Origin of the sequence: Parabacteroides sp. PH5-46 (assembly GCF_029892785.1) — a bacterium.
Classification (GTDB): Bacteria; Bacteroidota; Bacteroidia; order Bacteroidales; family Tannerellaceae; genus DFXE01.
This window is the reverse complement of sequence record NZ_JARXXA010000016.1, coordinates 20,730-40,673: the sequence shown is the minus strand read 5'-3', so window position 1 is coordinate 40,673 and position 19,944 is coordinate 20,730. Positions and strand designations below refer to the sequence as shown.

23 protein-coding genes and 1 tRNA gene are annotated in these 19,944 nt (G+C 38.6%); 17 read left to right on the top strand and 7 right to left on the bottom strand.

What is annotated here, in order from left to right; genetic code table 11:
* The first annotated feature begins 172 nt into the window (after nt 1-172).
* The 5 genes from M2470_RS14940 (at nt 173) to M2470_RS14920 (ending at nt 4,523) form a co-directional block, all read left to right on the top strand.
* Entirely contained in the window at nt 173-508 is a 336-nt protein-coding gene (locus M2470_RS14940; RefSeq protein ID WP_280745821.1) for a YegP family protein, read from the top strand.
* Between the two features lie 55 nt (nt 509-563).
* Nucleotides 564-803 carry a GlsB/YeaQ/YmgE family stress response membrane protein gene (locus tag M2470_RS14935; protein ID WP_280745822.1) on the top strand — a complete coding sequence of 80 codons (240 nt, stop codon included), beginning with the start codon at nt 564-566 and terminating at the stop codon, nt 801-803.
* A 142-nt stretch (nt 804-945) separates the two neighbouring features.
* Nucleotides 946-2,358 carry a sodium:proton antiporter NhaD gene (nhaD, locus tag M2470_RS14930; RefSeq protein WP_280745823.1) on the top strand — a complete coding sequence of 471 codons (1,413 nt, stop codon included), beginning with the start codon at nt 946-948 and terminating at the stop codon, nt 2,356-2,358.
* An 11-nt stretch (nt 2,359-2,369) separates the two neighbouring features.
* Entirely contained in the window at nt 2,370-4,013 is a 1,644-nt protein-coding gene (locus tag M2470_RS14925; protein WP_280745824.1) for a C69 family dipeptidase, read from the top strand.
* 30 nt (nt 4,014-4,043) lie between these two features.
* On the top strand, nt 4,044-4,523 hold the full coding sequence (locus M2470_RS14920; RefSeq protein WP_280745826.1) for an outer membrane beta-barrel protein: 480 nt from the start codon (nt 4,044-4,046) through the stop codon (nt 4,521-4,523).
* Nucleotides 4,524-4,703: 180 nt separating this feature from the next.
* On the opposite strand, the gene M2470_RS14915 is transcribed toward M2470_RS14920, so the two are convergent.
* Nucleotides 4,704-5,342, bottom strand: coding sequence for an HAD family phosphatase (locus M2470_RS14915; RefSeq protein WP_280745827.1), 639 nt, complete (start codon nt 5,340-5,342; stop codon nt 4,704-4,706).
* Nucleotides 5,343-5,426: 84 nt separating this feature from the next.
* Between M2470_RS14915 and M2470_RS14910 the strand changes: the two genes are divergently transcribed.
* Nucleotides 5,427-6,773: a Gfo/Idh/MocA family oxidoreductase gene (locus M2470_RS14910; protein ID WP_280745828.1), complete on the top strand. Its 1,347-nt coding sequence runs from the start codon at nt 5,427-5,429 to the stop codon at nt 6,771-6,773.
* Here the strand turns inward: M2470_RS14910 and trxA are convergent.
* Nucleotides 6,770-7,255 carry a thioredoxin gene (gene trxA / locus M2470_RS14905; RefSeq protein WP_280745867.1) on the bottom strand — a complete coding sequence of 162 codons (486 nt, stop codon included), beginning with the start codon at nt 7,253-7,255 and terminating at the stop codon, nt 6,770-6,772. The genes M2470_RS14910 and trxA overlap by 4 nt on opposite strands.
* A gap of 188 nt (nt 7,256-7,443) precedes the next feature.
* Here trxA and M2470_RS14900 point away from each other — a divergent pair.
* From M2470_RS14900 to M2470_RS14890, 3 genes are all read left to right on the top strand, one after another.
* Nucleotides 7,444-7,528, top strand: a tRNA-Ser gene (locus M2470_RS14900).
* Between the two features lie 252 nt (nt 7,529-7,780).
* The gene (locus M2470_RS14895; protein WP_280745829.1) at nt 7,781-9,004 is read left to right on the top strand and encodes a site-specific integrase; all 1,224 of its coding nucleotides are present in this window, start codon (nt 7,781-7,783) and stop codon (nt 9,002-9,004) included.
* Nucleotides 9,005-9,007: 3 nt separating this feature from the next.
* Complete coding sequence (locus M2470_RS14890) at nt 9,008-9,376, top strand: protein-tyrosine kinase (RefSeq protein WP_280745830.1); 369 nt, start codon at nt 9,008-9,010, stop codon at nt 9,374-9,376.
* A 149-nt stretch (nt 9,377-9,525) separates the two neighbouring features.
* On the opposite strand, the gene M2470_RS14885 is transcribed toward M2470_RS14890, so the two are convergent.
* The 5 genes from M2470_RS14885 to M2470_RS14865 all read right to left on the bottom strand — a co-directional run bounded on the left by M2470_RS14885 (nt 9,526) and on the right by M2470_RS14865 (nt 12,141).
* Entirely contained in the window at nt 9,526-9,831 is a 306-nt protein-coding gene (locus M2470_RS14885; protein ID WP_280745831.1) for a helix-turn-helix domain-containing protein, read from the bottom strand.
* Entirely contained in the window at nt 9,828-10,142 is a 315-nt protein-coding gene (locus tag M2470_RS14880) for a helix-turn-helix domain-containing protein (RefSeq protein WP_280745832.1), read from the bottom strand. Before M2470_RS14880 ends, M2470_RS14885 begins: the two co-directional genes overlap by 4 nt.
* 213 nt (nt 10,143-10,355) lie before the next feature.
* Complete coding sequence (locus M2470_RS14875) at nt 10,356-10,946, bottom strand: hypothetical protein (protein WP_280745833.1); 591 nt, start codon at nt 10,944-10,946, stop codon at nt 10,356-10,358.
* Nucleotides 10,946-11,365, bottom strand: a complete 420-nt coding sequence (locus tag M2470_RS14870) for a DUF3408 domain-containing protein (protein ID WP_280745834.1) — start codon at nt 11,363-11,365, stop codon at nt 10,946-10,948. Before M2470_RS14870 ends, M2470_RS14875 begins: the two co-directional genes overlap by 1 nt.
* On the bottom strand, nt 11,365-12,141 hold the full coding sequence (locus M2470_RS14865) for a ParA family protein (RefSeq protein WP_280745835.1): 777 nt from the start codon (nt 12,139-12,141) through the stop codon (nt 11,365-11,367). The genes M2470_RS14870 and M2470_RS14865 overlap by 1 nt, the downstream gene beginning before the upstream one ends.
* Before the next feature lie 652 nt (nt 12,142-12,793).
* Here M2470_RS14865 and M2470_RS14860 point away from each other — a divergent pair.
* From M2470_RS14860 to M2470_RS14825, 8 genes are all read left to right on the top strand, one after another.
* Nucleotides 12,794-13,168 (top strand): hypothetical protein, encoded by a 375-nt coding sequence (locus M2470_RS14860; RefSeq protein ID WP_280745836.1) that lies wholly within the window; start codon nt 12,794-12,796, stop codon nt 13,166-13,168.
* Nucleotides 13,158-13,508 (top strand): MobC family plasmid mobilization relaxosome protein, encoded by a 351-nt coding sequence (locus tag M2470_RS14855; protein ID WP_280745837.1) that lies wholly within the window; start codon nt 13,158-13,160, stop codon nt 13,506-13,508. Before M2470_RS14860 ends, M2470_RS14855 begins: the two co-directional genes overlap by 11 nt.
* A complete protein-coding gene (locus M2470_RS14850) occupies nt 13,498-14,802 on the top strand; it encodes a relaxase/mobilization nuclease domain-containing protein (protein ID WP_280745838.1) in 1,305 nt (434 codons plus the stop codon). Before M2470_RS14855 ends, M2470_RS14850 begins: the two co-directional genes overlap by 11 nt.
* Before the next feature lie 58 nt (nt 14,803-14,860).
* Nucleotides 14,861-16,051 (top strand): site-specific integrase, encoded by a 1,191-nt coding sequence (locus M2470_RS14845; RefSeq protein ID WP_280745839.1) that lies wholly within the window; start codon nt 14,861-14,863, stop codon nt 16,049-16,051.
* Nucleotides 16,052-16,135: 84 nt separating this feature from the next.
* Nucleotides 16,136-16,513, top strand: coding sequence for a hypothetical protein (locus tag M2470_RS14840; RefSeq protein WP_280745840.1), 378 nt, complete (start codon nt 16,136-16,138; stop codon nt 16,511-16,513).
* A 185-nt stretch (nt 16,514-16,698) separates the two neighbouring features.
* Entirely contained in the window at nt 16,699-17,823 is a 1,125-nt protein-coding gene (locus M2470_RS14835; RefSeq protein WP_280745841.1) for a radical SAM protein, read from the top strand.
* A 29-nt stretch (nt 17,824-17,852) separates the two neighbouring features.
* Nucleotides 17,853-17,987, top strand: a complete 135-nt coding sequence (locus M2470_RS14830; protein ID WP_280745842.1) for a hypothetical protein — start codon at nt 17,853-17,855, stop codon at nt 17,985-17,987.
* 69 nt (nt 17,988-18,056) lie between these two features.
* Nucleotides 18,057-19,943 carry a YcaO-like family protein gene (locus M2470_RS14825; RefSeq protein ID WP_280745843.1) on the top strand — a complete coding sequence of 629 codons (1,887 nt, stop codon included), beginning with the start codon at nt 18,057-18,059 and terminating at the stop codon, nt 19,941-19,943.
* Nucleotide 19,944 lies beyond the last annotated feature (1 nt).

The following is a 19,944-nucleotide window of genomic DNA, read 5'->3' as shown; positions in this document are numbered from 1 at the left end:
ACTGTTTTATATTTATTAATTTATGTTTTTTCGTATCTATGTTTCTAACAAAAATAAGGAGTTTTTTGTTTTAAAACATCAATGGGACATTTTTATAATAAATAATAAAGATTACTTTTGTCCGATTGAAAACTTTTAACCAATTTGTTTGTTTTATATAAAACTAAAAGTTATGGCAAAATTTGAAATTACAAAAAGAAAAAATGGTGAGTTTCAGTTTAATCTGAAAGCTGGAAACGGAGAAATTATTTTAACTAGTGAAGGTTATGTAGCAAAAGAAAGCTGCAAAAAAGGTATCGAATCTGTAAAAAAGAATGGTCCTCTGGATGCACGTTACGAACGGAAGGAAGCGAAAAATGGCAAGCCGTTTTTTAACCTGAAAGCCAGCAATGGGCAGATCATCGGAACGAGCGAGATGTATGCCAGTGAGTCCGGCAGAGAAAAAGGTATCGAGTCTGTAAAAAAGAATTCGGCTATTGCTGATGTTGTTGATTTAACCGTTGAATAATAATTAATTGCGATAGGATAAAAAGAAAAAGTTAAACAATTAAAAACAAATTATCATGGGATGGATTTGGTTTATTATTATTGGCGTATTGGCCGGTGCTATTGCTGGCTATTTAATGAAAGGTAAGGGTTTTGGCTTTATTGTAAACTTAATTGTAGGTGTTATTGGCGGCTTATTAGGCGGCTGGATATTTTCTCTGCTAGGCCTGAGTACAAGTGGCCTTTTAGGAAGTTTGGTTACAGCTACGGTAGGTGCCGTTGTCTTACTTTGGATTTTGTCGCTGATTAAGAAATAGCTACTAGGGCTTTATGCTTAAAAGCGTAAAAGAATAAGAAAGGAACATCTTGAATGGTGTTCCTTTTTTCGTTTCTGTTTTGTCGTCTTTATCTTGAGATTTATTTTACTTTTGCAAATATAAATATAAAGGTTACTGCTATATGTTCGCTTTAATGCCGATAATCTTTCTTTTGGGAATCCTTGCCATTGCTTTAGAGGATAAGATAAAAATAAACAAAGCGGCTATTGCTTTGTTTATGGCTATTTCGTTGTGGATGATTTTGATGCTGGATGCATACCATATTTTTATTGACAGGTCAAGCCCATTGTTTCAGGAATTCCTGCTTGAAAACCCGGAAATGGCCGATCTTCCTCCGCATCAGCAGTTTGTTAATTTTATATCCAATCGTTCCATCGTCTATCATTTAGGAAATGTGGCCGAAACGCTGTTTTTTATCATGTGTTCGATGCTGATTGTCGACATAATAGACAAGCATGGAGGCTTTCGATCGGTAACAGGCTATATTGCAACTGCTAATAAACGGAAGCTGTTGTGGTATATCAGTTTTTCTGCTTTTTTCTTTTCTGCTATTCTAGACAACCTGGCAGCTGCTATTGTAATAATGGCTATTCTGCGTAAGATTGTTCCGGATCGTACAGACCGGATGAAATATGCCTGTATGCTTATCATTGCTGCCAATGCCGGAGGCTCTTGGTCTCCTATCGGAGATGTAACGACTCTTTTGCTTTGGGTGGGAAAGAATATCTCGGCTATGCATCAGATTACACATTTGTTTGTTCCAGCTTTGATCAATTTGCTGGTTCCGCTTACTATTGCTCATTTCTGGTTATTCAAAAAAGGGGCTACCTTACGTGTTTTGAGCGAAGAAGAGAAAGAGGATGAATATATACCGGAAATACCCAATCATGCACGCAGAACCATTTTTACGATCGCAGTCTTGTCACTGGCTTTAGTCCCTGTCTTTCAGATGACAACAGACTTGCCTCCCTTCCTGGGTGTTTTGTTGGGATTGGTTATCCTATGGTTTTATACTGATATCATGTATAGCAGGCTGCACCGGATAAAGGAGTCTAGGAAATTGCGGATCGTAAACTTGTTACCCAATGTGGATTTGTCTACCATCTTCTTTTTCCTGGGTATATTGATGGCTGTAGGGGCTTTGGAGACTTCCGGGCATCTGGGTTTGATGTCTGGTTTTCTGGACAAGCATATCCATCAACCTTACATTATTAGTTTTGTAGTAGGGCTTTTATCCTCTTGTGTAGACAATGTGGCACTGGTTGCGGCTACGATGGGGATGTATCCGGTGGTTCCGTATGCAGCGGATCTGGCTCCTTATGCGCAATTTTTTGTTAGTGATGGGGGTTTCTGGACGTTCCTGGCCTATTGTGCGGTAACAGGAGGAAGCATTTTGATCATCGGATCGGCTACCGGTGTAACGGTTATGGGAATGGAAAAGATTGATTTTATGTACTATACCAAACGATTTACAATCCTGGCTCTGGCAGGTTATATCTGCGGAGCGGGAGCCTATATGTTATTGTTTGCCTAAACTGAATTTATATGAAGAAAAAATGGATTATGTTGGCTGTTTGTGCAGCCTTGTTTACAGGGATAGAAGCCATGGCTTGTACCGGTTTGCTGGTTGGGAAGAAGGCTTCGGTTGACGGTTCTGTTATGATCAGTTATTCCGCAGATTCCCATACGCTTTATGGCGAGTTATATCGTTGGCCGGCTGCTGTTTGGCCGAAAGGTTCCATGCTGGATGTAGTAGAGTGGGATACCGGTAAACCCTTAGGGAAAATCCCGCAGGTAGAACAGACCTATTCTGTAATAGGAAATATGAATGAGTATCAGGTAGCTATCACAGAAAGTACTTGGGGAGGCCGTCCGGAGTTGGAAGACTCTACCGGTATTATGGACTATGGTAGCCTGATATACATCGCTTTGCAACGTTCAAAGTCGGCTCGAGAAGCTATAAAAGTAATGACAGACCTGGTGAAGGAACATGGCTATTATAGCAGTGGCGAAACCTTCTCTATTGCTGATAAAAACGAAGCATGGGTGATGGAATTGATCGGTAAAGGAGTTGGAAATAAAGGGGCTGTATGGGTGGCCATCCGTATTCCCGACGATTGTATTTCTGCTCATGCCAATCAGGCTCGTATTCAGCAGATTCCGTTTAAAGACAAGGAAAACTGTATGTATTCTCCGGATGTAGTTTCCCTGGCACGCGAAAAAGGCTATTTCAGCGGAAAAGACGAAGATTTTAGCTTTGCAAAGGCTTATAATCCATACGATTTTAGCGGTTTGCGTGGTTGCGAAGCTCGCGTATGGTCTTTCTTCAACAAGTATGACAAAACGATGGGAAAATATGCCGATTTTGTGAAAGGCGATCCTAGCAAGGAACCGATGCCTTTATACATCAAACCGAACAAGAAACTTTCTGTTCAGGATGTACAGAACGCCATGCGTGATCATTACGAAGGAACAGACCTGGATATGACAAAAGATGCCGGAGCAGGCCCGTATAAAGTGCCATATCGCTGGCGTCCGATGAACTTCAAAGTAGACGGTGAGACCTATGTGAATGAACGTGCTATTGCTACGCAACAAACAGGTTTTGTGATTGTTCCGCAGATGCGTAACTGGCTGCCCGACGAAATAGGTGGTATTCTGTGGTTTGGCGTTGACGATGCGGATATGGCTGTCTTTACCCCCCTGTATAGCTCTATGCTGGATGCCCCCGAATGTTATCGCGTGGGGAATGGTGATATGCTGACATTCTCTTGGACATCAGCCTTCTGGATGCATAACTGGGTGGCCAATATGGCTTATCATAAATATAGCTTTATGATACAAGACATTCGCAAAGTACAACAAGAGTTGGAAAATGGCTATCAGGATGTGGTTCCCGCCATCGATAAAGCTGCAGCGGAATTGTTGGCTAAAGACCCGATGGAAGCCCGTAGATTCCTTACTTGGTTTAGCACCACTACAGCCGATAATGCAACAGCCCGCTGGAGAAAGCTAGGTGAATATCTGACGGTTAAATATATAGACGGAAACGTAAAGAAAGAAGAGGATGGAGCATTCAAGCGGAACCCTTATGGAATGGCTGTTTCTCCTGACTTCCCAGGCTATGATGAAGCCTATTATCGCAGCATTGTAAAAAGTGCCGGCGAGCGTTTGAAAGTAAAAGAGTAATCTTATTATTAATCATAAAAACGTAAAGACATGAAGAGAATTGTTGTTTTGCTAATGTTGGTTGTTTTCTCCCTTGGCGTTCATGCGCAGAATCATAAGGGGGATTCGTCTTTTGGTTTGAACCTTGGTTACGGATTTGATTCTGAGAATGTAACACTTGGACTTGATTATCGGATCAATTTTACGGATGCAGTGCGTTTCGCTCCTTCTATTACTCATTTTGTGAAGGATAATGGACTAAGCGCCTGGATGATTGATGTGAATGCGCATTATGTTTTCCCACTGAGTGAATACTTTGGCTTTTACCCTCTGGCAGGTTTGAGTCTTGGCTTCTGGAAAGCCAGTGCTGGTGGTTGGAGTCATAACGATACTCGCTTTGGAGCAAATCTTGGCTTAGGCGGCGAAGTATATGCTTCAAAAGAAATAACACTGGGTCTGGAAGTGAAATATAATATCGTAAAAGACATTGACCAAGCGTTGATTGCCTTCCGCGTAGGATACAATTTCTAATATCCCTTAAGAAAAATACAGGATATTCTTGTCCTTTTTATGTTTAGAGGTACCTCTAAATTTATTTACACCTACCTCTAAATCGATTTACACGTACCTCTAAATTATTTTAGACGTACTTCTAAATAAAAAACGATCAAAAGCCACTTGGAAAATGGCTGAGCAAAGTGGGAAAAGGAATCACCACTTCAGATAATCGTCAAACGTGATATGTTCAAAGTTGGGGATTACTTTATATACTTTGTCCTGCAAGGACTCGGCAGAGTTTGTTGTGCTAAGTCCTATTACTCTCATTCCGGCAGCTGTTCCGGACTGTACACCGGCAAAAGAATCCTCAAACACCAGGCAATCTCCGGGAGGGACTTGCAGGTCGGATGCTGCCAGTAGATAGCACATCGGGTCGGGCTTTCCTTTAGTGATACGATCGGCTGTGACAATGGTATCGAACAGGTTTTCAAGATTATACATGGAAATAGCCCGTGTTATTTTAGCCATATCGGAACTGGTGACAAGACCAAGTTTGACCTGATGCGACTTTAAAAGCCGAAGGAAATCTATCGAGCCTGGCATGGCGGGAAGAGGCATAGTAGCCTCATATTCGGAGGCTTCCCTAAAAATCTTTTGTCTTTCTTCTTCGGGACGATCACTGAAATATTGGATTATTATATCGGGAAGGGTAGTACCTTTGATAACGTCCTGAAAGTTTTCAATCCCGATGTTGTAACGTTTGCCGGCCTCGTGCCAGAATATATCATAAATAGGCTCAGTATCAACAATTACGCCATCAAAATCGAAGAGAGCTGTTTTTCTTTGTTCCATTAGATTATCGTATGTAAATATGTAGTATTTAAGAGGCAAAGATACATTTTTTATCTATCTTTGATCTGTTTATAATCTAAATTCATGGTAACACGCAGAGATTTCCTGAAAAGTACGGCCCTAGGTACAGCCGCAATTACAGTAGGAGGTATTTCCTTTCCGCATAGCAGTTACGCCCGCATTGTTGGAGCAAATGACAAGATAAAGGTCGGTGTTGTTGGTTTTTCAGACCGAACGAGACATACTTTAATCCCTTCCTTTCAGGTATATGCCGAGCAGATGGGCTTTGAAATTGTAGCCGTATCAGACATATGGAAACGTCGTAGAGAAGAGGCTATAGCCTTTATGAAGAATACCTACGGGAAAGATATAAAGGCTTTTCGCAATAATGAAGAACTGTATGAGGCCGGAATATGTGATGCTGTGATTATAGCAACCGCTGATTTTCAGCATGCGCTGCACTGTATAGAAGCCGTAAAGGCTGGCTGTGATGCGTATGTGGAGAAGCCTTTTGCTGAGACAATGGCTGATAATCGGGCAGCCCGCCAGGCTGTGTTGGAGACAGGTCGTATTGTGCAGATAGGCTCTCAACGCCGTTCTGCACCAAACTATCAGGCTGCAAATGAGTACATCAGGTCAGGGAAGTTCGGTAAGGTAACGATGGTTGAGATGAGTTGGAACGTGAATCAGCCGGGACGTTGGCGTCGACCGGATTTAGTATCCCAATGCTTTGAAAAAGATACCGATTGGAAACGCTTTCTGATGAATCGCCCCTATGAGGAATGGGATCCTCGCAAGTATCTGGAATACCGCTTGTTCTGGCCTTACTCGTCCGGTATTCCCGGGCAGTGGATGTCGCATCAGATTGACACGGTTCATTGGTTTACCGGATATGCTCACCCCAAGTCTGTTGTAGCAAATGGAGGTATTTACCAATGGAATGACGGACGCTCAAACGCTGATACCCTGACAGCTGTATTTGAATATGCCGGAGCGGATGCCTCGGATGCTTTTCAGGTAGTCTATTCATCACGCATGCATAATAGTGCCGGAGGGGTTAAAGAACTCTATTTCTCTAATGGTGGATCCTTGAATCTGGAAACAAATAAAGTAACGTCGGATGGTGGCCTGACAGAACGTATGGCTGCACAAATGGGTATGCCTTCAAATATGCTGGACACTTTCGATTTACCGTCAGTTAAAGTTGAAACAGCTGCTAACACAGGGACAGATCCGATGACAAACTTACACATGCTAAACTGGATGGAATGTATAAAGAGTCGCAAACAGCCAAATGCCCCAGTAGATGCCGGATACAATCATTCCATAGCAACGATAATGTGTACCGCTTCCTTGCAGACGGGAGAAAAAGTGACTTTTGATGAAACTACTCAGGAAGTAAAAGCCGGAGGGAAAGTCTTCACTTATTAATGCCTCTCCTGCGGAATTTTGCCTAATAAGTAGCTGTCTATTTGTTTAACAAATTCTTCGCGAGGAAGGGCGCCTTGTGCTATTTGAGGGATTCCATCCGTAGGAATGAAGAGTAGGGTAGGGATGCTTTGTATTCCGAAAGCTGAAGCCAGCTCTTTTTCCTTGTCGATGTTTACTTTGTAGATAATAATGTCATCTTTATATGCAATGGCTAAATCTTTCAGAATAGGAGAAACTTTTTTGCATGGTCCGCACCAGTCGGCATAGAAATCAACGATGCAAGGCTTATCGCCTTCATATATCCATTGGGTGCTATTCTCTTCATAATTAAATACCTTACTGAGAAAATCAGCCTTGTCTAAAACGATAATTTCACCTTTAGAAACCTTTTCTTTTCCATTGCTCTCTGTCTTTGCCGACATAGAACAACTAAAGAGGGATAATATGACAGAAAAAGCAAAAAAAGTACTCAACTTATTCATCTTCATGCAGTATTTATTTTCAAGCCCACAAAAATAAAGATAAATATCCACGCGACACCATCAAAAACCCTAAAGAAAAATAATAGAATTAAAATAAGAAAAAATCGCCCCAAAAGTTAGGAAGTAAAAAAATAATACTTACCTTTGCCCCGCGTTTGAGACAAAACGCAAAACATGATGACAATTTAGGAGAGATGGCAGAGTGGTCGATTGCAGCGGTCTTGAAAACCGCCGTACTGAGAGGTACCGGGGGTTCGAATCCCTCTCTCTCCGCAAACAAGCAAAGCAAAAACAAGATAATCCCTGTAAATTAGACGTTTACGGGGATTTTTGTTTTTGGAAGAATAACAGAAAATAGCAAATTGGAGTACTTTTCGCAGACTTATTCGGGGAGGAGTGAGAAAAATAGGAAAAGCTCCCCTCTTTATAGGTAATGGATTGTTTTTCAATGTAATGCTATGTTTTGCGTAGTTCTGTTCCCACCGATATTTCATATATTTCGAACCCAATTAAAAATTGAAATGTATGAAAAGAATGACCTTCAAAATCCTGTTTGTCGTAAAGGCATCACGGGTCGCAAAAGATGGGAAAAGTCCTGTTTATTTGCGTGTTACAGTCAATGGACAACGATGTGAAACATCCATTAGCCTTAGAGTTGACTTCAAAAAGTGGAATACTATCGCTGAAAAGGTAATCGGGGACGATCGGGGAGACCAAGAAATCAATTTCCGTTTAGACACCATCCGCATGCGGATTATGCAAATCTATCGCGAGATGGAATTCGACCGCAAAGAGATTACAGCACATAAGATTATTGACCAGTATTTGGGAAGAAACGACAAGCCGGTAATTATGTTACTTGATATTTTTCGAGAACACAACGAGCGTTGTCGAAAACTGATTGGCAAAGATATGGCTCCGGCGACAGTTACCCGTTATGAAACTTCGTTGAAACATACAGCGAATTTTATCCAATTCAATTTCCACAAAGAAGACATTCCGATTACGGAAGTCAACCACAAATTTATTACGGATTACGAGTTTTATCTAAAGACCGAACGAAACTGCTCTCATAATTCGGCAACCAAGTATCTGAAAAATTTCAAGAAAATTATTCGTATTGCTTTGGCAAACGACTATATCAGTAAAGACCCTTTCGCCAATATTAAGTTCACGCTGGATGAGGTGGAGCGGGACTTCTTAGAAGATTCCGAAATTCAACGAATTATAGATAAAGAGATAACAATAGAGCGATTGGCACAGGTGCGTGATATTTTTGTTTTTTCGATTTTTACAGGCCTCGCCTTTTCAGATTTGAAAGGACTTACAGCCGAACATATCGCCACTGACAATAATGGTGCATTGTGGATTAGAAAAAAGCGACAGAAGACCAACAATATGTGTAATATCCCATTATTGGATGTGCCAAAACAGATATTAGCAAAGTATAAGAACCACCCTGTTTGTGTTCAGAAAGGAACTTTATTACCTGTTCTTTGCAACCAGAAGATGAACGCATATTTGAAAGAACTGGCTGACATATGCGGAATTGCGAAGAAAGTCTCGACACACACCGGCCGACACAGCTTCTCAACGTCTGTTGCCTTAGCTAATGGAGTTTCAATCGAAAATGTAGCAAAAATGCTGGGGCATTCCGATACAAAGATGACTCGCCATTATGCCAAAGTATTGGATAAGAGTATTATGCGAGATATGGAAGGGGTAAATGGTAAATTTTCAATCGGATAAATTATGAAACGAGATGTAATAACTATAGAAAATGGAATTGTATCCGTTCCGGTATCAGCCGAGGTCTGGATGACACAACACCAACTTGCCGATTTGTTCCAATGTTTTGTAGGCAAAGTAAATGCAAATATTCGTGCTATTCTGAAAACTAGCGTATTGGATGAAACCAATGTTTGTCGGACTTATCATTACAAGAATGGTGATTTTGTTGAACAATATAGTTTGGAAATGATTGTGGCTCTTTCATTTCGGATTAAGTCGAAGAATACAGAAATCTTTCGGGAGTGGTTAATGAATAAAGTAGTATTTCAAAATAGTCTCCAACTGTTATTAATTAGCAATTTTCAGAGCAATAAGTCAATGCTCAATTGATTTTTCTTATTTTTCGTTCACAAAAGAACAGGAAGAGAATAAAACGCCAAACCCAATGCCCTGCCGGGTTTCCTTTGGAAAGGTTTGTCTAATTTATTCTTTTCCTGTACGATAAAAGTTGCCGAAAAAAAGAAAAAATAGTATTGTGTTTAGGGTTGGTTCCGGAAAGCTTCATGGTATCCGTCATTAAGTAGTTTCTCTATATCTGATGATCTATACAGTATCTTGCCGCCCAGTTTGATATATGGGATTCGACCTTCGTTCCTATAATCCTGTAGACTCCTCCGGCTCAACTTTAATTTCTTGGAAAGTTCCTCATCCGTATAAAAACTGTCTCCGTTCAGGGTCGGTTTGCGGGATGTGAATAGCTTCTCTATCACAGTAGATAGCCGTTCGAGTGAAAGGAAAAATGATTTTACCCTTTCGTTTTCGGATGTAATTAATTGGTTGCTCATATCTGTTTTCCTTTTTTATATTTAGCTTGCTCGCGTTTTTCTTCTACTACTGGAACGATTTTTTCCACGTCTTCCGGTTTGTAATAAGTTTTATGGCTGATTTGGGTATATGCCAGCGTTCCATTATCCCGAAGCGTTTGAAGTGTCCGTTTCGAGATGTTCAAAAGCTGGCATACGTCCTGATTATCCAACCATTCTTTCATATCTCTGTCTCCATGCAAGCGGCATAGATGCTCCATCCGGCTTGCAAAATCTTCAAACTTGGAGAGCATTTTCTCGAAAGTTTGTGCTTCAATATTTATTATTTCCATATCTTTATTTTTTAAGTATTAATTTCAATCGAAGCACAAATATATATACAAAAAATCGGTTAAATAGCAAAGAATCAGGCTATGGCAGCATTTGTCCGGGGTTGTCCGGGGTTTTGGAGATAAACTCATTTCAGAAATGGAAAAATTTTGCTTTAAATAAGGAAAACAGCCTTCGAAAATCAATCCGAAGGCTGCCCTGTTTTACACGTTCCATTACTCACGTATAAATTTTCGGAACTCCTCATTTCTGATAGAATCGTAAGGAGCATTCCCTTCTGCCTGTTCAAAAGCCAACAGGATACGTTCCTGTGCACGAGGTATCCGTGTTATTATCTGTTCGAAAAGATCTGTATCACAAAGTTCAAATGCGACATTTAAGGCAGCCTTCTTTTTCTCTCTGTCAACTGTCCTGCCTGATGCCAGACCGCCCAACATCTGAAGTTCCTCAAAAGAAGTCCCATGCCCCCATGTGCCTATTTGTCTTGCCCTTGAAATTGCTGCTACGAAGTTTTTCTCTGTCAATTCTTCGAGTAGCTCTTTACTTACCAGCGAGCGGGCAACCTTGACACGTAGCTCATAAGTACGATTCTCCATATAAAGCGTGGTGTCTTTAAATCTCTTTAATATCGAACTGGTTACTTTTTTATATGCTTTTACCACCTGTCCCCAAGTAGCATCGTAGATTCTTTTCAAGAGTCTGAGGTGCATATCGCCGAATGCCTTGCGCAGCGGATCGCTCAGGAGCATCCCCGCCCAAAACCACAGGCTCACCAATACATAGAATTTTATAAATACTTCGTTCATTATTCTGTTGGGTTTATATTATTCGTCTGATAAATGGTATCTATCTCCTCTTTGAATGTATCCAGATGGTTCAGGATAATATTCTCCACATAGCTGCTGATAGTCGCTTTTGATTCATCCATCAGGTGAACAATTCGCATCAACCGGCGGTGGGTCGTGGCAGTTATGTACAGCGGCTTTCGGTGAGTGAAGTCTATCCGATTGAAGAACAAGCTTTGATAATCTGCCTGTGGTTTGCGCTTTCTTCTCTCTGGTGGTTTTGCAGGAGGTTCAGGAACTTTGGATGCTGGTTCCATCACTTCCGAGTCCACGCTGGCAGACTTTACTTCTTCCGGTGTTGTATTCTCCATAGCCTTTTCCAACGGCACACCCTGATGTACCATTGAGCGGAGTTTATCGAATTTATTCTCTGTTGCCATTATAATTGAGGTTTAAGGTGAATAATCTCCATAATTTCATTAACCAGCAAATCCAAGTTGCTGCCTTTGAGTAAATTCCTATCAGCAGGAAAGATTGTGGATAGAAAAACTGCATCGCTACCCTCGATGGACTGTTCCTTGTCGTAGCGGACGGATTGCGAGATAACTGTCTGCATCAGCGGTAATCCAAATTGGCAGATAAGTTTCTCGTAGTGTTCGAGCCAGTCTTTCTTGATACGTCCATCGACACGATTCCAAAACAGATGGATGGCTTTCAGGTTCAGGTCTTTGTATTCCCCCAACACTTCTTTTACAGGAACAATGAATGAGAGTGTACTCTCCATTGACATCCGAGAGGGAGCCATTGGCACGAAAACATAATCCATCGACATAAAGGTTGAAATTACCCCATCGTTGTTGATGGTTCCCGGCAGGTCGAAAAATACCACATCATAGTCGGCTGGTTCGCCAGCCAAAAACTCACGGGCTTTCAGGATTGCTTCTTCCGGTTTGGAGCATACGATCCGATAAGTCTGTTTACCCAGCGAATCAAACAGGGCAATAGCTTTGGACTGATAGTGCAGGTTGGTTTCCAACTGCCGGATTTCACGTTTACGCATGTCGTAGACACTGCATTGCGGATAGTCGCAATCCATTACGGCAACATTCAGTCCCTTGAGATAATGCAGATAGCTTGCCACGAGTACTGTAAATGTACTTTTGCCGACACCTCCCTTTTGGGTGGAGAAGGCGATAAATAAAGGTTTTTTTTTCATCTTGTTTTCAATTTTTAGAATTACACATATTGATATTTGTAAGTTTTTCAAGCTTTATTATTTTGTTGTTTTCAAGTTTCCTTGTTTTCAAATTACCAAACCACCAAGTTTTCATGTTTGATATTTTTCAAGTATTCAAAATATAAAACCAACTTGAAAAACTTCTAATCAGAAAAACAGCAGATTTTCCAAGTCTCAAAATTTATCGACAGATTGAAATTTGTATATTCTCCTATCTGTAAAATCTGCCAATTCCAAACTTTCCAAACTTTCAGTCGCGAATATATAATATTCTGTTTGTCAATATACAATGTCGGTTTCTTATGCATTGAAAGGATGTGTTTTGCACCAAGGACATGCTATTAAGAAGGCTATTTGAATAATTGCAGGACAAGTATGTTTTTTTTATCTCTCAATGGTTTGCCTGAATTTATCAATTGGCAAATCGGCGCAATTCGCACCGATTGCTTTCCGGTCAAACAAGCAATATATAGCAGAGTTATACATGCCAATCCGGCTTTAACATTGACCGGATATTATTAATTTTCTTCGTGGTCTGAAATATTAAAATGACAGACCGATGAATGAAGAAAATTATTTTAAGGCGACCTCCAATTTAAGTCGCATTAGAGAATCCGGGCTTCTTAGTTTTATGCGCCGGATAGTGTGTAACAGTTGCCGCCTAAGCAAAAAACAAAGAGCCTCTCGCCTCTTTATTTTTTTGTCGTCGTCAAAGGAGCAAGGTAATCGCACGGGTAACCCGAAATTCGCCTTTGGCTCTTTCTTGTTCCTCCTGTGCATACCTTGCCCTGCGGGGCAGCGAACTCCTGCGCCCGCTCCCGATGGTCGGCTGGTTTGGGTTCGCTTGACAACCTTCCCGTTATTCTCCCGATGGTCGCATGCTGGTCAGGTTGTCTTGCAAGCCTTCGCTTCATCTCCCGGTGGTCGCTTTCGTTTCGGCTTGCCCGGCTATCTGAATAGCCGGAAAGATTCCATAACCTTCAAATGTATATGTTATGGAAGATAAGAAAGAGGAGAAGCCTAAACGTGGTCGTCCGGCTAAGGAGAAAGAGAAGCTAAATTGTTCAATCAATCTCAAATTGACAGAGAAAGACTTGGGTTTAATCAAGGAGAAAGCGGAGAAAATAGGGATGAAAGCAACCCAATATGCACGGGAAATGGTGCTTAAAGTAGGTGTCAAATCCCGTTTTACATTGGAGGAACTTGACCTTATGCGAAAACTTTCAGGTATAGCAAATAACCTGAACCAGATCGCAAAGAAAGCTAATCAGGCAGGATATATTGCGGAAAGCATTAATATAATGGGAATGATGATCAGAATTAAAAGGATACTGGATGATCGCTAAGAATATCAAGGGAAAGTCATTCAGGGGATGTGTATCATATGTGATGAACGAAACTGCCAAGTTGCTTGAAGCCGAAGGTGTATTAGCTTCAAGTAAACACGATATTATCCGCAGTTTTGCCATGCAACGTTCCGGTAGAAAAGAAATTAAGCAGCCTGTCGGACACATTCCATTGTCATTTGCTCCCGAAGATAAAGATAGAATGACGAATGATTTTATGGTACAATTAGCTAAGGAATACATGGAAAAAATGGGCATTAAAAACACCCAATATATCATTGTCAGGCATCACAACACCGACAATGAACACATTCATATTGTCTATAACCGAATCGACAATAACCTGAAATTAATATCAGTCAACCACGATTACAAACGGAATATCAAGGTTTGTAAGAAGCTAAAAGATAAATATGGATTGACTTATGGAAAGGATAAAGAAAGGGTTAAGCGTGAGAAGTTAAGGAATCCGGATAAGGCAAAATATTATATCTATGATGCGATTAAAACCGTTCTGCTGGAATGTAAAACACCTAATGACCTGCGATATAATCTTCAGAAATTCGGGATAGAGCTTGAGTACAAGCATAAACGAACATCATCTGAGATTGAGGGAGTATCATTCCGGTACGGAGATATAGCATTCAAAGGCTCTGAGGTAGATAGAAAATACAGCTTTGGAAATATCAAAAAAGTATTAGAAAAAAATATCGAGGAGTCGAAAAAACGAGGAGAGGAAGAACTTTTACAGGAACAGACGGCACAAAAAGTAAGGCAAGAGGCTACGTTAAAAGTCAAACAAGAAGACGAAGAAAAAGCGAGGAAAAAAGACGAGGCAAAAGTACAAGTAGCCAAACGGAATATTATTATTAAAGGTGTGGTATTGAGTGATGAGCAAGAGAAAACGCTGATGGGCAGTGGTCATATATTCCTTGAAAATATGACAGCTAAGGATGGAAAAACTCAATTCTCAGCTTATGTTTTCCTAAATGATGAGAAGAAGCAGGTGTTGTTCTCCTATGACAATCCTGATGAGTTTGTGAAATACGGCAAGTATGAAATGCGTATCCGGGATAAGATTCTGATTGAAAATGGGTATATGACCAAGGCTAAAGTAAAATGGTTTGGAGGAGTAAATTATGCCTATCCATTTCTTTGGAAAGCGAATAAGTCTGATGCCGAATATAAAGAGTCATGGAATGATCCAAGGTTGCCGAAAACTCAAAAGGAGGAACAGAAACAAAAGCCAAAGCAACCTATTATTCAACAGAAGAACAGAGGGAGGAAGAGGTAAGTCCAAGCGGAGGAACGAGAATATTAACAACAAATTTATTACGTAAAAACAGATAAAAATGACTTCAGTAAAAATAAAATTTAGAAAATCAACAATAAAGAATAAGGAGGGAGTCCTCTATATTCAAATTATTCATAGTCGTGAAACTAAGCTCATTACGACAAGATTTCGTTTGCATTCTTTTGAGTGGGATAATCGTTCATCCACAGTAGTCGCAAATACCATAGACTCTGAAAGGATGTCTTACTTGCAAAACATAAAAGACGGATTAGAATTAGAAATCAGGCAGATTTATGATTTAATCTCCATGCTTGAAAGGCGTGGCGATTATACTACTAAGGAATTGGTTGAATACTACTTCAATAATTCTTTTAATGGTTATTTCTTTCCTTTCATAAAGTATCAAATCAAGGAGTTGAAGTCTGAAAATCGAACCAAAACCGCATCAATATATGAAACAGCGAGGAGAAGTTTTTCTCGCTTCCGGTATGGAGAAGATATCCGAATCGACAAAATAGACAGTGCATTGATGCAACGATATGAAACTTACCTAAAAAATAATGGTGTATCACAGAATAGTATTTCTTGCTATATGCGAGCATTGAGAGTTATATACAATCTGGCGGTACAAAAAGGCTTGACAATCTCAAAAAATCCGTTTAAGGATGTTTATACCGGTATAGACAAGACAACAAAGAGAGCCGTAAATCAAGACATTATCTCTAAATTGATTAGGTTTGATTTTTCGGAATATAGCCATTTGCAATTGGCACGAGACCTTTTTATATTTAGTTTTTACACACGGGGAATGTCCTTTGTTGATATGGCTAATCTCAAACAGAGTAATCTAAAAAACGGTTATCTTATCTATTCCCGAAGTAAAACTAAACAAGTTTTGACCATCAAAATGGAAAAATGTATTGAAGAAATAATAGACCGATATAAGGAGGTTGTTTTTGATGATTACATTCTTCCCATATACAACCCTCTGAACCGTGATTATAACAGTCATTTACGAACCTACAATAAACGTCTTAAACGAATTTCGGAACTACTCAATCTGGAAAAGCCATTGAGTTCGTATGTCTCACGGCATTCTTGGGCTACAATAGCCTTGCGCAAAGGAATTTCGGTACAAGTTATCAGTGAAGGGATGGGGCATGAAAATGAGAAGACAACCCGAATATACTTAGCTTCTTTGGATCAATCTCTTATAGACGATGCAAATGCCCAGATAATTTCGCTATAAAAACATCTCCGAAAAAAGATACCACCTCTTGCTTAGAAGTGGTACGCATGAAAAACAATGAATTTGACAGAAATATAATCATTTATGGAAATAATAATCTCAATTATTGTTGGACTAGTTATCTTATTTGTTGTATATGCTATTTGTTCAGCATTATTCAAATCATTCCCCATGTTAATGTATATATTAGCTGGAATAGTCGCAATCGGCATTGGAGTTACTTCTACTTGGTGGATTGGTATTATTGTCGGACTTATAGCTTTAGGGTTATTTGCACGTATGCAAGAAAACGGAGGGCATAGATGCATTCACTGTAATAGTTATGATACAGTTGAACAAGAAATTGATGAAGATTTAATAGATAGTCTTAACTGGAAGCAAAAGAAACCTGAGATTTGGGAAATTAAGGATTTTGTAAAATGTAATAAATGCGGTCAATATTCTGCTATATATAAAAATTAACAACTATAAAAACTTATTATTATGGATATTATTGATTTTATGCTTAAGACCCTTTTCGAACTAGTTGGGTGGATTTTTAAACAGATACTTAATTTGTTTGCATGGATTATAAAGGGACTTTGGAACTTAATGTCTGGAAAAAAATCTCAAAGTTTAGAATAACATATTTATTAAGCAGTATCAATATGATTAAAAAATTACCGAAAGCAAAAATTTGTACTCTATTTATTACTTATGGTTGTAACTTGAACTGTGTATATTGTTTTGAAAAATATAAAGATCCCCAAAAAGTGATGTCTCTTGATTTGGCTAAGGAAATAATAATGAAAGAGTTTTCCCAAGTAGAGGCTTCTAGTGTAAATGACTCACTTAAAATTGATTTGTTTGGAGGAGAGCCTCTTATGAATTTCAAATTCATAAAAGATTTTTCCGAATGGCTTTGGATGCAGGATATAAAAATTCCATACATAATATATGCTACTACAAATGGGACATTATTAGATAAGGAAAAACAAGAGTGGTTTAGGAAAAATAAGGAAGAAATAGTTTTAGTAATGTCGGTAGATGGGGATTCTGCAATGCAGATGAAGAATAGAGGTTGTTCTACCGAAAAATTACCTATGGAAATTGCCTATGAGTTATGGCCCGATCAACCATTTAAAATGACAATATCTAAATATTCCATTCAAGATTTAGCTAATGGACTGATTAATATGGTAAAACAAGGGTATTTAGTGGAAAGTCGGTTAGCTCAAGGCGAAAATTGGGAAGATGGAGACGCCGAAGTATATCGTAGAGAATTATCTAAAATAGCCAGATTTTATCTGGATAATCCAGAATATATTCCTGGATCTTTATTTACCCGCTTTTATGGAGATGTGTTAACTAGCAACACTCCATTGAAATTCTGTGGCGCAGGAACTAATATGATAGCTTATGATATAGAAGGAAAAACCTATCCTTGTCATATGTTTTCTCCCATTGTCTTGGGAAAAGACGCTAGAGATGACATTTCTCAAATTAACTTCTACAACCCGGATGAATTAATAGAAGAGTCTTGCTTAAAATGCAAAATGGTTCGTGTTTGTCCTTCTTGTATCGGATATAATTACTACCAAAGAGGTAGCGTAAAAAAACGAGACAAATCCATGTGTAAATTAATGCTTGTTGAAGCACAAGTAATAAGTGCATTTCAAATAGAATATTATATGCGCAAAAAAAATGTAATTACTGAAGAAGAAAAGGTTAAGTTAAAAGCAGCACTCTATGCTTATAAATCATTGATCGATTTCTCATTCGATAATAATTAATTTATGTTTAACTATTAAAAGAATTCTTTATGAAAGTATCAGAATTATTACTGGAAGAAGCGACTTTGTTGGTTGAAAATACTAACAATAATTTAGTTGCAGAAATGGCTGCTTGCGGATGTTTTGGTTGCGGTATGGGCTGTTCAGGAACAGTTGGGATGTAATTGAAACTAATCTGTTTAATTTCTCTCCTTGCTATATAAGCAAGGAGAGAGTTTTATCAAGATAATATTATGGGATCTCGTCAATACAAAGCAACACCACCCTTAGAAACTATTAACCACGCCCGTGAAATATTGAAAAAATTAGGGGTATTTACTATAGAACATCATTATAGAAAAGAAGGGCTCTATTACTCCTGTAGAATACTTATTGCAAACGATAATTTACAAGTGATAGATGTTGGCACTAATGGTAAAGGAATGACCATCGAATATGCATTAGCTAGTGCATATGGTGAATTAATGGAGCGAATCCAAAATAGAATGTTCTTCAAAGATATTTTTTTTGCCATTAAGGACAGCAATAGCAAGCATAAACAACAGGCAGACTTTATAAGCATCCTAAAACAGAATAGATTAGTTCTTGATTTTAGATATTATCCAGATGAAAGAAAGTATATTTTAGGAAGTATTCAAGAATTAGTTTCTCAAATTTCAATCTATATGCCATCTGCTTATCACCCAGTTGAAGAGCAAAATTTATTGCTTGCGATGACAAATGATGGAATTGGTAAAATGCAAATACCGCTGCTCGAAGCTGTTTACTATAATGTGAATAAAAAAGTTTGTGAGTATTTACCATTTCAACTTATTCGTCTTTCGTCCAGTTCTACAGGGATGTGTGCAGGTAATACTCCTGAAGAGGCAATATTGCAAGGGATTAATGAAATTTTTGAACGTTATGTTCTTCAACGGATATACATTGACAAAATCACCCCACCACAAATCCCTGCAACCCATTATTCAAATAGTAAAATTCTGGACAAACTTGAATTGTTGCGAATTATTCATGGAATCAATTATGAAATAAAAGATTGTTCGCTAGGAAAAGGATTTCCAGTCATTGGCCTTTTACTTATAGATACTCGCAACAACAAATATACTTTTAGACTGGGTGCAGCGGCAAATTCTATTATCGCTTTAGAAAGATGTTATACCGAAATTTTTCAAGGAATACAAGAACTAAACAACATACAGTTCAATGATATTGATTTTAATATATCTGGCATCAATTATGAAGCTGAATACGAGAAAAATGTTGTGAATGGTACAGGAATTTTTCCTGAAGAGTTGTTCTTAGATACTCCCTCGTATCAATTTAAAGAATCATCTTGGAAAATGTATGAAAACGATAAAGAAGAACTTGACGCTTACTGTGATTTTATAGCAGAACAAGGATATACGCTTTATGTAAGAGATAATTCTTTTTTAAACTTCCCAGCATACCATGTATACATACCTGGATTATCTGATGTTTCGTATGCTTTATTTCGATTGATGAGCCTAGTTGGGAGAGTGTTCAGTTATGATGTAAGCATTCACGGCTATATTCCGCTTCAATACCAAATCAAATCTCTTGATGAAGATGGCCTGAAGCGATTATTACAATCTGTAGAACAACAAAAAGACAGTCATTTTATCAAACTTGTTCCATATAATACATCACCTCATAATAGAATCAACCGTAATTTATTATTGTCTTTACTCTATGTTCGACTTGGCGATTATTTGAATGCTTTTCAAAATATGAGAAGCTATCTTCTCTATACAAAATCCCATGGAGTACAAATTGAAACATATTATTTTGCATTGAGGGACTATTATTATTGGATGTATAAGCTTAATAATCAAAGCACTTATATTCAACCTATATTAAAAAAACTATATGGTGAACAGTTATCTAAAGAAGTTGTCAATGATATGAAGAATAAAGATGAGGTATTTAAAAATTTCAAATTCCCGAATTGTTTTAACTGTTCTACTTGTCAGTCAGCAAATCAATGTAAGTTTTTTGACATTTTAAGAATAGAAGCTCGTATTCAACAACGCTATAATGAGAATCAACCTCAACAAGAGAAGCTTAATAAAGTATTCCATTTTAATAAACAAACAATATAAG

Excerpts from the sequence above, each read along its gene's own strand:
- M2470_RS14840 (WP_280745840.1), top strand. The coding sequence starts at position 16,136 with ATGGAAATAATAATCTCAATTATTGTTGGACTAGTTATCTTATTTGTT.
- M2470_RS14855 (WP_280745837.1), top strand. The coding sequence starts at position 13,158 with ATGGAAGATAAGAAAGAGGAGAAGCCTAAACGTGGTCGTCCGGCTAAG.
- nhaD (WP_280745823.1), top strand. The coding sequence starts at position 946 with ATGTTCGCTTTAATGCCGATAATCTTTCTTTTGGGAATCCTTGCCATT.
- M2470_RS14860 (WP_280745836.1), top strand. The coding sequence starts at position 12,794 with ATGCGCCGGATAGTGTGTAACAGTTGCCGCCTAAGCAAAAAACAAAGA.
- M2470_RS14885 (WP_280745831.1), bottom strand. The coding sequence starts at position 9,831 with ATGAGCAACCAATTAATTACATCCGAAAACGAAAGGGTAAAATCATTT.
- M2470_RS14880 (WP_280745832.1), bottom strand. The coding sequence starts at position 10,142 with ATGGAAATAATAAATATTGAAGCACAAACTTTCGAGAAAATGCTCTCC.
- M2470_RS14845 (WP_280745839.1), top strand. The coding sequence starts at position 14,861 with ATGACTTCAGTAAAAATAAAATTTAGAAAATCAACAATAAAGAATAAG.
- M2470_RS14910 (WP_280745828.1), top strand. The coding sequence starts at position 5,427 with ATGGTAACACGCAGAGATTTCCTGAAAAGTACGGCCCTAGGTACAGCC.
- M2470_RS14935 (WP_280745822.1), top strand. The coding sequence starts at position 564 with ATGGGATGGATTTGGTTTATTATTATTGGCGTATTGGCCGGTGCTATT.
- M2470_RS14870 (WP_280745834.1), bottom strand. The coding sequence starts at position 11,365 with ATGGCAACAGAGAATAAATTCGATAAACTCCGCTCAATGGTACATCAG.
- M2470_RS14940 (WP_280745821.1), top strand. The coding sequence starts at position 173 with ATGGCAAAATTTGAAATTACAAAAAGAAAAAATGGTGAGTTTCAGTTT.
- M2470_RS14865 (WP_280745835.1), bottom strand. The coding sequence starts at position 12,141 with ATGAAAAAAAAACCTTTATTTATCGCCTTCTCCACCCAAAAGGGAGGT.
- M2470_RS14850 (WP_280745838.1), top strand. The coding sequence starts at position 13,498 with ATGATCGCTAAGAATATCAAGGGAAAGTCATTCAGGGGATGTGTATCA.
- M2470_RS14830 (WP_280745842.1), top strand. The coding sequence starts at position 17,853 with ATGAAAGTATCAGAATTATTACTGGAAGAAGCGACTTTGTTGGTTGAA.
- M2470_RS14895 (WP_280745829.1), top strand. The coding sequence starts at position 7,781 with ATGAAAAGAATGACCTTCAAAATCCTGTTTGTCGTAAAGGCATCACGG.
- M2470_RS14890 (WP_280745830.1), top strand. The coding sequence starts at position 9,008 with ATGAAACGAGATGTAATAACTATAGAAAATGGAATTGTATCCGTTCCG.
- M2470_RS14920 (WP_280745826.1), top strand. The coding sequence starts at position 4,044 with ATGAAGAGAATTGTTGTTTTGCTAATGTTGGTTGTTTTCTCCCTTGGC.
- trxA (WP_280745867.1), bottom strand. The coding sequence starts at position 7,255 with ATGAATAAGTTGAGTACTTTTTTTGCTTTTTCTGTCATATTATCCCTC.
- M2470_RS14875 (WP_280745833.1), bottom strand. The coding sequence starts at position 10,946 with ATGAACGAAGTATTTATAAAATTCTATGTATTGGTGAGCCTGTGGTTT.
- M2470_RS14915 (WP_280745827.1), bottom strand. The coding sequence starts at position 5,342 with ATGGAACAAAGAAAAACAGCTCTCTTCGATTTTGATGGCGTAATTGTT.
- M2470_RS14835 (WP_280745841.1), top strand. The coding sequence starts at position 16,699 with ATGATTAAAAAATTACCGAAAGCAAAAATTTGTACTCTATTTATTACT.
- M2470_RS14925 (WP_280745824.1), top strand. The coding sequence starts at position 2,370 with ATGAAGAAAAAATGGATTATGTTGGCTGTTTGTGCAGCCTTGTTTACA.
- M2470_RS14825 (WP_280745843.1), top strand. The coding sequence starts at position 18,057 with ATGGGATCTCGTCAATACAAAGCAACACCACCCTTAGAAACTATTAAC.